This window comes from Proteiniphilum sp. UBA1028 (assembly GCF_002316955.1).
GTDB lineage: Bacteria > Bacteroidota > Bacteroidia > Bacteroidales > Dysgonomonadaceae > Proteiniphilum.
Window position 1 is genome coordinate 52,824 of the sequence record NZ_DCEN01000062.1, and the last position, 13,231, is coordinate 66,054.

Below are 13,231 nucleotides of genomic sequence, written 5' to 3' on the forward strand. Positions count from 1 at the left end.
CTTTAAAGAAAAATGATCTATAAGGGTAGCAAAGATATAGAGGAAAAGGGGAAAGTGGATAGAATCACTGTCATATTTTACCTTATATTTGTTGTGTTCGGATGGCTCAACATCTACGCTGCCAGTTTCGATCTGGAGAGTGCTACTGCTATGTTCGACCTGTCTACCAGGGCTGGAATGCAGCTTATCTGGATAGGCTCATCGCTGCTACTTGCTTTTGCCCTGCTGAAGATCGACGTGGGCTTTTATGAGACATATGCTTTTGTCTTTTATCTCATCGGTATAGGATTGTTGCTGGTTACCCTGCTGGTCGCGCAAGATATTAACGGATCACGCTCTTGGCTTATCATCGGCCCCATACGCCTGCAGCCAGCGGAGTTCATGAAGTTTATCATTGCTCTGTCTCTGGCAAAAGTATTCAATACATACGGCTTCCGTCTTATGGAGCGCAAAAATATTCTGCTGGTGAGCTGCATCATACTGTTGCCGGCGTTATTGGTCGTAGCTCAGAGCGAAACCGGTACTGCTCTGGTATACCTAAGCTTTATACTTGTTTTATACAGGGAGGGGCTTCCGGGAGGATTCCTTTTCATGGGGATAGCTGCCATTGTTTACTTTATTCTTGGAATAAGGTTTTCAGATACCTTTATAGGGGTCATCTCCACGGGGGAATTTGTTACCATCCTTCTTATTATTATATTCTCAGCCGCAATGGTGTGGAATTATATGAAACGGCATAAAGTAGCCTTTATTATTCTGCTCATAGCTGCCTCAACATTTATGGCTGCCTTTATAGTTTCATTTTTTTCTGTGAAAATTGATTGGGGCATTGTTGCCATCATAGCCCTTTCGTTAACTGCCCTTTACCTGCTGCTGCTATTTTTCCGCTACTGGAAGAAGACATATATCTATATTTTTTTCTTTTTGATCGGTTCTTTTGCATTTCTCGAGTCGGCGGAATATGTGTTCTACAATGTGCTTCAGCCGCACCAGCAGATGCGTATAAAAGTCACACTTGGCATGGAGCAGGATCTTAGTGGAGCGGGTTACCACGTGGGACAGTCCAAAATTGCCATCGGGTCGGGAGGACTAATGGGAAAAGGTTATCTTAACGGAACACAAACAAAGCTCAAATATGTACCTGAGCAGGATACCGATTTTATTTTCTGCACAATCGGCGAGGAGCATGGTTTTGTAGGTTCAGCCGTCATCATTTTAATGCTGCTGGCTTTTGTACTTCGTTTGCTCTACCTTGCTGAACGGCAGACAACCATTTTTGGGCGTGTTTATGGTTATGGCGTTACAGGTGTTTTCATATTTCACATCATGGTAAATATCGGCATGGTAATAGGCATTATGCCTGTTATTGGTATTCCATTGCCATTCTTCAGTTATGGCGGTTCATCACTTTGGGGATTTACCATACTACTCTTTATATTTCTCAGGATCGACAAGTCGCGAAGACGGAATTGAAATAAATGTGGTGTAGCCAAGTTATAATGCTTCGTTAAAACTTCATTTATAATACTGACAGTCAACGATTTATGCCAGATCCTCAAGGAGCGCCATACTCTATTGATATTCAGTGAATTATAAGAACTATTTAAAAAAAATACCGAAGTATTGCAAGTTATACTCTAAGTAAAAAAAACTATGCTTTGAGTAAAATAATTCCGGCAACAATGTGTGCCACCACATGCTCGGGGCATAAAAACTGTTCCCGCATTTTTGTGAATTCTTAATAAAACTGACGTACTCCAGTTATAACAATCAGTTATAACCCGTTGTTTTGCTGCCTTATTTTGCCTTTTTTAATACAACTGACGTACTCCGGTTATCACAATCAGAGTACGTCACATCAATTAGAACCCAGTTTAATTAATTATTTCAGAAATACACTGCGGAAGGCTCTTTTTAAGAGTATCTTCCATTACTGCAATGCTTTTGTTTTCATCAAAAATATCCGTATATATGACTTACATGAAAAAAAAAGTTTAATTTTGTTCTAAATAGTTGAGTTCATGAGAAAAACAGCTTTAATTACAGGTGCATCTAAAGGTATCGGGAAAGAGATGGCATTTCTTTTTGCGGAGAAGGATTGTAATATGGTACTAGTTGCCCGAAGCGAAGATAGATTGATGCGGTTGAAAGAGCAGCTGGAGGCTAAGTATGCTGTTTCCGTGCATATTATCGTTAAAGACCTTTCTTTGTCAGGAGCTGCACAGGAGTTATTCAACGAATTGAAAGAGAAAAAGATTGAAGTCGAATATCTGGTTAATAACGCCGGTTTCGGCGACTATGGCGTTTTCTCCGGTACACCCTGGGAGCGCTATGAGAAGATGATCGCTCTCAACGTAACCGCCCTTACGCACCTGACCCACCTTTTCGTGCAGGAGTGGAGAGACAGAAAGAGGGGTAAGATATTGAACGTATCATCAACTGCCGCTTTCCAGCCGGGACCCATGATGGCGGTTTATTTCGCTTCCAAATCGTTTGTTCTCATGCTTTCAGAAGCACTGGAATATGAGCTGAAGAGGGACAACATCACAGTTACCACGCTATGTCCCGGCCCAACCGAAACTAATTTCGGGGATGAGTCTAAGATGCATGCATCTCAATTAGTGAAGAACGTGAAAATTGCCAATCCAAGAGAGGTGGCAGAACTGGGATACAGGGCAATGATGAAAGGTAAATCCGTGGTTATTCATGGTGCTGCAAACAAGATAGCCCCTTTTGGCATTCGTCTCATTCCCCGTAAATGGGTTACCCGCTTATCGGCAAGAGTAATGCAGAGTAAATAAAACACCAATTCAGGCAGCAGAGAAATGAAATATCTAACAGGCATATGGTTTGCGGGACTCTTTACAGCTGCTGCACTTTATTATGTGAGTCATATTTCTCTGCTCCAGCAGCCGGTGGAACATTGTAGCAAACCTCCAACGGGAAACCTTGCCGGGTGGCCAATTACAACTCAAAAATCCATTGACCCGGGTACTGAAGCTGAACCACTTTATGCATTTAAGTACTCTTCGGACTCAATATCTTTATGTTTCAGGCAGGTTGCGGAAGCAACATTAAAACACAAAGCCCTTTGGGACAAGGATATATATGGTCCCATCATGTTTGTCGATCCTGTTACCAGGGAGATCTATACCAACCGGCCCGATGAGGGGCGATCTCTACTGCCCCATGGAAGCATCTATAGGGGCATATTACCAAAAGATGTAATACTTTCCAACACCGATGTCGAGTGGGGTGGCATGCACTGGGCCATGATAATGCTTCCGTTGCCCGAAAACAGGTTCGACCGTATCGATCTTATCACTCATGAACTGTTTCATGTTGCCCAACCCGCCCTCGGTTTTCGCACACGGAGAGAAGAAAATATCCATCTCGATCAAAAAGATGGGAGGTTGTACCTGCGTCTTGAGCTGGCTGCCCTGGAGGCAGCACTCAAATCTGGGAGGATCAACAGGGCTTTGGAGCATCTGCGGAATGCTCTTATTTTCAGAAAGTTCCGCCACACTCTTTACAGAGGCTCCGGGACGTCTGAAAACAACCTGGAGCTGCTCGAAGGGCTTGCTACCTATACAGGGCAGATGATGAGCGGCCGGGACAAATGGCAATGGAGGCAATACCTGATAAACCGGTTGAGCGCGTTCAAAAAGACACCTACTTTCGTGCGGTCGTTCGCCTATGAAACAGTGCCGGTATATGGCTTCTTTCTATATCGGAAAGACAACAACTGGAACAGGCAAGTAGATATGGAGACAAATCTTACAGAGCTGTTTATAGATGCATTTGGTATGGATATGCGCATATTGCTGCAGTCATATGTAAAGCAGGTAGCTGAAGATTACAAAGTAGAGGTTATTGCTGATGAGGAGATGAAAAGAGAGATATCAAACAGCGCTCTTCTTGATACTTACCGGAGGAAATTCTTCGATCAGCCCCATCTTGAGATCAGGCTGGAGAAGATGAACATGTCGTTCAACCCACAAAATCTTATTCCTCTCGATGAGGATGAGGGTACAATATATCCAACCGTTCAGATTAGCGACAACTGGGGCATACTCACCGTGGAAAGGGGAGGAGCTCTCCTGAGAACCGACTGGCGCTGGGTAATTGTGCCTGAGCCGCTTGAGATCACTGAAGACAGTATAAAAGGAGATGGCTGGGTCATTGAACTGAACCGTAATTATCATATCGAAGAAGAACCGGGAGGAGTATATCTCTTGACAAAGAAAAGGCAATAATCCCTAAAATAAAACAATCGGTAATCAACATTTCACAATACATGAATCTGTTGCGAAAGCCATGAATATAAAAAATGATTATTTACAATTTATCAAATATCAACAACAGCTTGGCCCGAATGGAATGAAAGAGACTGTTAGTAGTGTATTCAAACATATCATTTTAAATAATATATTGCTGTTTCAGGTGAGGAAAAAAAATTTGTCTAACTTTGTCCTACCCTTTAATAACGTGGGACGGTGAACAATGAAAAAACTATTTCGATTTTTCGGTAAACTGCTTTTGTGGTTTTTTATTCTATCTGCCGGAGGAGTGGGTATCTTCAGGTTTGTACCGGTATATGTTACTCCTCTCATGGTCATCAGAGCCGTTCAATCTGTGGCGGAGGGTGAGAAACCCCGGATAAAACATCGCTGGGTATCTTTCCATTCTATTTCCGACAACCTTAAACGGGCAGTGATAGCATCGGAAGACCAACGGTTTTATTCACACAAAGGTTTCGACAGAATAGAGATACGAAAAGCGATAGATGAGAATAAAACCAGAAAAAAAGCACGCGGCGCAAGTACCATAACCCAGCAAACGGCAAAGAACCTCTTTTTATGGCCACGCTCATCGTGGTTCAGAAAAGGGTTGGAAGCTTACTTCACAGTACTTTTAGAGCTTCTGTGGCCGAAAGACCGGATTCTGGAAGTCTATCTGAACTGCATGGAAACGGGTAAAGGAGTGTATGGCGCCGAAGCTGTGGCAAGGGAACATTTCAGTACCAGCGCCGCAAAACTTTCGGAAAGCCAGTCGGCACTGATTGCGGCTACACTGCCCAACCCTTTGAAATTTAGCTCCAAAGCTCCTTCTCCATATATCAAACAACGGCAGGCACATATTCTGAGGCAGATGCGCACGGTACAACTGCAGAGCGATAGCTCCAAACGGTAATATCTTCCTCACTTTTGACCTGTTTATCCATTCCAGCAACTGTTAATAACGGGCGAGCCCAAGATGAAAACAGCAATGTAATTTGGCGAGGAAAAAGAAAATCGCTACTTTTACAATTCGCTTAATTGTGGGTTAATGAACGAAGGAGAAAAAAAGGTTGTCAGCAAAATGATCGCGATCTATTGCCGATCCAGACACTCCGGCAATGGGAAATTGTGTGGGGAGTGTGAAAGCCTGCGCCTGTACGCGTTTCAACGACTGGAGCGTTGCCCTTATGGTGAAGAAAAACCCACCTGTGCCATGTGCCCGATACATTGTTACAAGGAAGAGATGCGCATGAAGATCAAAGAGGTTATGCGTGCCGCAGGGCCACGGATGCTTATTCTCCATCCTGTGGATACTTTCCGTCACTTTTATCAGGAGCATAGGCGCAGCAGTAAATTTGCCGACAGGTCAAAATCAAAAAATTAAGAATCCTGGTGTCATTGTTGAATAAACATAGTGTTGTGGCAGACGTGCTTGCGGAGCACAATGAACTGATCCCTGTACTGAACCGTTTTGGAATACGTTTAGGTGTTGGTGACAAGAGTGTGGGCGACCTCTGTAGGGAACACCGCCTCAACCCCGATTTTATTCTGACTGTTCTTAATGTTTATCTCGATGAGACCTATATCCCCGATGCATCACTTTCGCTTTTCGATGCGGAGTCAATAGCAAGTTATTTCCGCCATACAGTTGATAATTATATCCATGAGCTAGTCCCCAATATCGAGAAACACCTGAACGCGTTTATCGCCCTTAGCGGCTCTGAAAGCAAAGAGCTGGGTATGCTTCAAACATTGTTTCTGAAGTTCAAGCAAAAGATGACTGATTATCTTAGCGATATCGACAATTACGATGATGATTTTCCTGACGATCTGCTTCATGACCTTAAGAACATTCTTATAAAGCACATTTCGCAGGATTATAATCAAAATCTCAGCTATGCAGTGATCTTCTCAATTCACTCATTTGAGAAAGATCTCGCGGTACATAACAGGTTGCGCGATAAGGTTCTCCTCCCTAAACTTAATGAACTGAACTCATCTGGTATACGTCAACTGCAAAACGCTATAACCGATGAGAATGCCGTCAGACAGAATGGTAACGGCCACCGCCTTACAAGCCGGGAAACAGAAATACTTTTGCTAATCGTTCAGGGATTATTAAATAAGGAGATCGCGGAGAAGCTCAATATCAGTCACAATACGGTACTAACACATCGCAAGAATATTATAGCCAAAACAGGTATCAAAACTGTATCGGGACTCACTTTCTACTGTCTCCGTAACGGACTGATATCTATGTAGTTAATTTAAATTATTTCATTATGCCAAAAAGTAGTTTTCTTCGTATTCCTGCTACAAACTATGGAGAAGTCCTGGAACACAAGTACGACATTGCAATACTCCCATGGGGAGCTGTTGAACCACACAACTACCATCTGCCCTATCTGACCGACTGCATCCTCTCTTACGAGATTGCCTGCGATTGTGCTGAAGAAGCATACAAGAAGGGGGTTACATGTATGGTAATGCCACCCGTCTATTTAGGTTCACAAAACACGGGACAATGGAACAAGCCCTTCTGTGTTCACACGCGGAGCGAGACACAGAAGGCCGTACTGCAGGATATCGTGACATCACTCCATATTCAGGGTTTTAAAGATCTTATGATCATAAACGGCCATGGAGGAAACACCTTCAAGCCCTACGTGCGTGATCTGGCCATGCAATATCCCGATATCCGCATCGTTGTGGTGGACTGGTACTCCGTTGTTCCTACAAGTGGCTTTTTCGAAGAGCAACCCGATGATCATGCGGGTGAACAGGAGACATCGGTAATGCTACACTACCATCCAGAGCTGGTATCGATGGAGAGGGCTGGAGACGGTGCGGTGAGGCCAGGCAGAATAGCTGCTGTTGATAGTAAAACAGGGTGGATGCCCCGGCACTGGGATGAGATCTCGTCGGATACCGGCATCGGCAACCCCAAGAAATCGACAGCCGAAAAGGGTGAACGCTATGTAAAGGCTGTTACAGAAAAAATTACCGGGCTACTGAGCGAATTGAAGAACACCCGGTAACCTCCGTCTTAAAAGTGGTAATAAGCTGGTAAATTCTTTTAAAAGAGCGCAAAATAATCTATTTTTGTACTCTTTAAAAACCTCAAAACAAATTACAGGAAAAACCTGAAAATAATAAATAAAAAGTAGATGTATGAGTAGTCAGAGAGAGAAACTTTTCGCCGATTTTTCTCCCGTCTCCACTGAAGAGTGGATGGAAGTTATCACAAAAGACCTGAAAGGGGCTGACTTCCGTAAAAGACTGGTCTGGAAAACCAATGAAGGGTTTGATGTGAATCCTTTTTATCGTGCTGAGGATATTGAAGGGTTCCTTGCAGCCGAAAGCCTGCCGGGACAATTTCCCTATGTACGTGGTACAAGAAAGGATAATGTATGGTATGTACGTCAGGAAATTGACGTGAAAGATTTTGCCGAAGCCAACAAAAAGGCACTTTCGCTGCTTGAAAGGGGAGTCACCTCATTCGGCTTTCACCTACCCGATAATGAGCTTTCTGCTCAAAATTTGGAGATATTGCTAAAAGGGATTGCCCCGGACAAGGTAGAGCTTAACTTCAGGACATGTGTCTCTCACTCAATTCGCCTGGCTGAACTGGTAGTCGATTATGTGGGTGCGCAGAACCTGAATCTGATGGATTGCTTTGGCTCAATAGAGTTCGATCCATTCAGAAAGATACTTAAGAAAGGAGTTGACGAACCCAACTGGGCAGAGAAGGTGGTGGAAATAGTGAAAATCACCGCTCCGCTTCCGCGATACCGTGCAATCACGGTCACCGGAGACAGGATGAACGATGCCGGGGCTTATAGTTACCAGGAGTTGGGCTATAGCCTCTCCTACGGGAATCAGGTATTGTCAAAGCTGATAGAAAACGGAATTGAGCCGTCACTTGCTGCCAAAAAGATAAAGTTCAAGTTTGGCGTAGGCTCCAACTATTTCATGGAGATAGCAAAATTCCGCGCTGCTCGCTGGTTGTGGGCAGAGATTGTGAATGCTTATAAGCCACCATGCCCGCACGATTGCGACAATAAAGCAGCCGACGGGACTTGCCGATGCGCCGCGAAAATGAATATACACGCTACCACCTCAAGTTTCAACCAATCGCTCTACGATCCTTATGTGAACCTGCTCCGTACTCAAACGGAAGCCATGTCGGCAACCATTGGTGCGGTAGATTCACTCACAGTCCGCCCCTTCGATGAGGCATTCGAGTCGCCCTCTGCTTTTGCCAAACGTATTGCCGTGAACCAGCAGCTGCTGCTCAAGGAGGAGGCCCATTTCGATAAGATAACCGATCCCGCATCAGGTTCCTACTATATAGAAACACTTACCGCATCATTGGCACGGCAGGCCTGGAAACTGTTTCTCGAAACCGAAGATACAGGTTTCTACAATGCATTGAAGGCCGGGACCGTACAGGATGCTGTCAACACCTCGGCGGAAGCCCGATTCAACGCTCTTGCGAGTCGAAAAGAGATACTGCTGGGGACCAATCAGTATCCAAATTTCACAGAACTGATGAGTGATAAGATTGAGAATAATACAGAGGATAGCGGTTGCGGCTGTGGAAGCGGCAGTTCTCATACACAATTAAAGAAACTCAACTCCGTACGCCTGGCCGATGCTTTCAACGAACTGAGACTTGCAACTGAACTTAGTGGTAAAAGGCCCAAAGCATTTATGCTTACCATCGGTAATCTGGCTATGCGCCTTGCACGTTCTCAATTCTCGAGCAATTTCTTTGCCTGTGCCGGTTATGAGATCATCGATAACCTTGGCTTCAACACGGTGGAGGAGGGCGTGAAAGCCGCCCGTAAAATAGGCGCCGATCTTGTGGTGCTCTGCTCCTCCGATGATGAGTATGCCACCCTCGCACCCGAAGCTTATAACCTGCTCAAAGATGGAAAAGAGCTGTTCGTGGTGGCTGGTGCTCCCGCCTGCATGGACGCCCTCAAAGCGGTAGGAATTGAGCATTTCATCAATGTACGCAGCAACGTGCTTGAGACATTGAAAGAGTTTAATAATAAACTACTATAGACAGACAATTCACAATCGATCATTTTACAAAATGCCGAAACTAAAAGAGTGGATCATAGTAGCTCACCCGTGGGCAGTACCTGCATCGGCCTCACCGGCTCTTATAGCAGCCTCCTATGTGTTTTATCTCTTCAAAAGAGGAGAGGTCGCTGAGGTAGAGTGGGGACTTGGTATACTGGGGCTTATCGGTGCCGTAATATTTCACTTGTCGGGAAACCTGATAGGTGAGTATCACGACTTTGTGAGCGGCGTGGACAAAAAAGAGAAGACAGGCCCACCACGGTTAATAGTGCAGGGCATCTTTAAGCCTAAGATTGTTCTCTACTATGGTTATTCGTTACTTTTTGCCGGCATTGCAATTGGAATCTTCCTCCTGGTTAATACAGGCCTTCCGCTACTGGTTATCGGAGCTATCGGAGTAATCAGTTCCACGTTCTATTACAAATTCAAGTATATAGCACTGGGAGATCTGCTTATCTTCATCTGTTACGGACTGGCTATAGCTTTGGGGCTTGCTTATGTTATGACTACCCGGATTATATGGCCGGTGCTTGCTGTGAGCACTCCTGTCGGACTTCTTATAGTTGCAATACTGCATGCCAACAACACCAGGGATATGCTGCAGGACAAGTCAGCAGGCATACGCACGCAGGCAATGAACATGGGGCTTGAAGGATCTCAGATCTGTTATCAGACCATGCTGCTTGCAGCTTATCTGTTGATTGCTATTATGGTAATGATGCAGATTCTGCCTACCCCCGCATTCTTGGTCCTCCTCAGCTTCCCTCTCGCAATAAGGAATATAAGGTTGATGAAGAAGGCCACCATGGACAATCTGGGCATAATCCGTTTTCTTGATACCCATACGGCTCAACTGGTACTGACGTTCAGCCTGTTGTTGGTCGCAGGAAATGTTATTGCAGCATTCATATGATTCCGTCATAACCGTTTGAATAATCAGGCGGACAGAAAAAATGATTAAAAAACAAAAATCCAATGATACCAAATTTTAAAGATATCGATATTCAAACAGCCGGTTTTTATTCGACCGATGTGGCCGGATGGGCTGAAAAAAATGAGATCAGGGCCGACTGGATTACACCGGAGCAGATTCCGGTAAAACCGGTCTACACAAAAGAAGATCTAGAAGGGATGGAGCATCTGAACTATGCCGCCGGGATACCTCCATATCTACGCGGGCCCTATTCCACCATGTATGTGATGCGCCCCTGGACCGTCCGTCAGTATGCCGGCTTCTCCACAGCAGAAGAGTCAAACGCCTTCTACCGCCGCAACCTGGCTTCGGGACAAAAAGGACTCTCCGTGGCTTTCGACCTTCCCACGCACCGTGGCTATGATGCTGACAACGAGAGGGTAGTGGGCGATGTGGGAAAAGCGGGAGTCTCCATCTGTTCGGTGGAAGATATGAAGATACTGTTCGATGGTATACCCCTGAACAAGATGTCGGTCTCCATGACCATGAATGGTGCCGTACTGCCCATCCTTGCATTCTATATCGTAGCAGCACAGGAACAGGGTGCAAAGCTGGAAGAGATGGCAGGAACCATCCAGAACGATATTCTGAAAGAGTTTATGGTTCGTAACACTTACATCTACCCTCCGGAATTCTCGATGAAGATCATTGCCGACATCTTTGAGTTTACCTCACAGAAGATGCCAAAATTCAATTCCATATCCATCTCGGGATACCATATGCAGGAGGCAGGCGCTACAGCAGATATTGAACTGGCCTATACCCTGGCCGACGGAATTGAGTACCTTCGCGCAGGTATCAATGCCGGCATCGATATTGATGCATTTGCCCCGCGCCTGTCGTTCTTCTGGGCCATCGGCATGAATCACTTTATGGAGATAGCCAAGATGCGTGCGGCACGCTTGCTGTGGGCAAAGATCGTCAAGAGTTTTGGCGCGAAGAACCCAAAGTCGATGGCACTACGCACACACTCACAGACTTCTGGCTGGTCGCTCACCGAACAGGATCCCTTCAACAACGTGGGACGTACCTGTATCGAGGCTATGGCTGCCGCTCTGGGACACACCCAGTCGCTCCATACCAATGCCCTCGATGAAGCCATTGCCCTGCCGACTGACTTCTCTGCACGCATCGCACGAAATACGCAGATATATATTCAGGAAGAGACGCAGATCACCCGCCAGGTCGATCCATGGGCCGGATCATACTATGTGGAGTCACTCACCCAGGAACTGGTGGAAAAATCGTGGGAGCTTATCCAGGAGATAGAAAAACTGGGTGGAATGGCAAAAGCAATAGAAACTGGAATCCCAAAAATGCGCATCGAGGAGGCCGCAGCCCGTACACAAGCTCGTATCGACTCCAATGTTCAGGCAATTATTGGTGTAAACCGTTATCGTCTCGATCATGAAGATCCCATAGATATTCTGGAGGTGGATAATACTGAAGTTCGCAAGCAACAGATTGAAAGGCTAAATGCTCTGAAATCAGGCCGCGATAACGAAGCGGTACGTAGAGCACTCGACGCCATCACTCATTGTGTGGAAACAAAGAAGGGAAACCTGCTTCAGCTCTCTATCGAAGCTGCCCGGGTTCGTGCTACCCTGGGAGAGATCTCCGATGCGTGCGAGAAAGTAGCAGGACGTTATAATGCAGTAATAAGAACAATTTCAGGCGTGTACTCATCAGAATCAAAAGGAGATGCAACGCTAGAAGAAGCGCGTGCTCTCACAGACAAGTTTGCCCGCAAGGAGGGGCGCAGGCCAAGGATCATGGTCGCTAAAATGGGGCAGGACGGACATGACCGTGGCGCCAAGGTAGTAGCTACCGGCTATGCTGACTGCGGTTTCGACGTGGATATGGGGCCCCTGTTCCAGACACCTGCCGAGGCTGCACGCCAGGCGGTGGAGAACGATGTGCATGTTCTGGGCGTATCCTCTCTGGCGGCAGGCCATAAAACGCTTGTGCCACAGGTGATTGAAGAGCTGAAACGGTTGGGACGTCCCGACATCATTGTGATTGCCGGAGGCGTGATTCCCGCGCAGGACTACGATTTTCTGTACCGTGCCGGCGTAGCAGCTATCTTTGGCCCGGGATCCTCAGTCACCAAATCGGCATGCGAGATAATGCATGTGCTGATGGGTGAGTGATCATCCGGTAATTTTTTAATCATTACAAATCCGCTCCCTCATCCCGTTCTGGTAAGACGGGCAGAGGAGCGGGTTTTTTCATTTGTCATCAGATATCAAATTTAACTTTGTCTACGGGATTGTCAAATTAAGTTTGTTAAGGCAATCTCATTTCATAGTTTAATATGCTTTAGTAAAGAATAAGCCCGGGTCGCAGTAGTCACTGTCTCTTGCCATCCAGATGGGATATTTTTTCCCTTTCTTTCATTCAAATAGCTCAATCGTGTAATCCAAAAGTTCAATTCCGCCGTATTTTCCGTGTCCGGTTATAACTTTTTTTACTTTTGGATATTTCATCTTTACTTTTCTTACCGTTTCCGACCACTCTTCTACATTCGCTTCCGCGAGATTACCCTTTCCTGCTCTTGCTTCTTTTATTAAACAACCGCCAAACATAATATCTTCCAAAGGGAAATAACCAATAATGTTATCGCAGGTATGGCCTTCTCCACAAAATTCAATATGCACCTCCTCGTTACCGACATTTAAGTTCAAATACTTATCGAACCCCTGTTTTGGCATCGTAGATCCATTTTCTTTCGCTATCTGTATCGTTTTGTTGTAGGCGTAAGAAATAATGCATAATGGGGATACGAGTCCTCGAAACGTTCAGAAAAATCAGAGCGATAAGCGAGACTAAGTTTCGCATTTACCCTGTTGCAAACTGTTTGTCCAGTTTCGCCCATAAATTGATACCA

The 13,231-nt window shown here is 45.4% G+C and carries 11 protein-coding genes; 10 read left to right on the forward strand and 1 reads right to left on the reverse strand.

The window, feature by feature from the left end; all coding sequences use genetic code 11:
* Nucleotides 1-12 precede the first annotated feature (12 nt).
* From rodA to scpA, 10 genes are all read left to right on the forward strand, one after another.
* The gene (gene rodA, locus B3Z75_RS10965) at nt 13-1,473 is read left to right on the forward strand and encodes a rod shape-determining protein RodA (RefSeq protein WP_238865771.1); all 1,461 of its coding nucleotides are present in this window, start codon (nt 13-15) and stop codon (nt 1,471-1,473) included.
* Nucleotides 1,474-2,021: 548 nt separating this feature from the next.
* Nucleotides 2,022-2,801, forward strand: a complete 780-nt coding sequence (locus B3Z75_RS10970; protein ID WP_238865773.1) for an SDR family NAD(P)-dependent oxidoreductase — start codon at nt 2,022-2,024, stop codon at nt 2,799-2,801.
* A gap of 24 nt (nt 2,802-2,825) precedes the next feature.
* Entirely contained in the window at nt 2,826-4,256 is a 1,431-nt protein-coding gene (locus B3Z75_RS10975) for a hypothetical protein (protein ID WP_238865775.1), read from the forward strand.
* Between the two features lie 247 nt (nt 4,257-4,503).
* Nucleotides 4,504-5,193 (forward strand): monofunctional biosynthetic peptidoglycan transglycosylase, encoded by a 690-nt coding sequence (gene mtgA / locus B3Z75_RS10980; protein ID WP_238865777.1) that lies wholly within the window; start codon nt 4,504-4,506, stop codon nt 5,191-5,193.
* Nucleotides 5,194-5,328: 135 nt separating this feature from the next.
* Entirely contained in the window at nt 5,329-5,664 is a 336-nt protein-coding gene (locus B3Z75_RS10985) for a nitrous oxide-stimulated promoter family protein (protein WP_238865779.1), read from the forward strand.
* 35 nt (nt 5,665-5,699) lie between these two features.
* Complete coding sequence (locus tag B3Z75_RS10990; protein ID WP_286832237.1) at nt 5,700-6,542, forward strand: LuxR C-terminal-related transcriptional regulator; 843 nt, start codon at nt 5,700-5,702, stop codon at nt 6,540-6,542.
* A 20-nt stretch (nt 6,543-6,562) separates the two neighbouring features.
* Nucleotides 6,563-7,318, forward strand: a complete 756-nt coding sequence (locus B3Z75_RS10995) for a creatininase family protein (protein ID WP_238865784.1) — start codon at nt 6,563-6,565, stop codon at nt 7,316-7,318.
* Nucleotides 7,319-7,451: 133 nt separating this feature from the next.
* Complete coding sequence (locus B3Z75_RS11000; protein ID WP_238865788.1) at nt 7,452-9,350, forward strand: methylmalonyl-CoA mutase family protein; 1,899 nt, start codon at nt 7,452-7,454, stop codon at nt 9,348-9,350.
* A 31-nt stretch (nt 9,351-9,381) separates the two neighbouring features.
* Nucleotides 9,382-10,284, forward strand: coding sequence for a prenyltransferase (locus B3Z75_RS11005; RefSeq protein ID WP_286832231.1), 903 nt, complete (start codon nt 9,382-9,384; stop codon nt 10,282-10,284).
* A 62-nt stretch (nt 10,285-10,346) separates the two neighbouring features.
* Nucleotides 10,347-12,494 carry a methylmalonyl-CoA mutase gene (gene scpA, locus B3Z75_RS11010; RefSeq protein WP_238865793.1) on the forward strand — a complete coding sequence of 716 codons (2,148 nt, stop codon included), beginning with the start codon at nt 10,347-10,349 and terminating at the stop codon, nt 12,492-12,494.
* Nucleotides 12,495-12,737: 243 nt separating this feature from the next.
* Here the strand turns inward: scpA and B3Z75_RS11015 are convergent, their stop codons facing one another.
* Complete coding sequence (locus B3Z75_RS11015) at nt 12,738-13,055, reverse strand: hypothetical protein (RefSeq protein ID WP_286832225.1); 318 nt, start codon at nt 13,053-13,055, stop codon at nt 12,738-12,740.
* Nucleotides 13,056-13,231 lie beyond the last annotated feature (176 nt).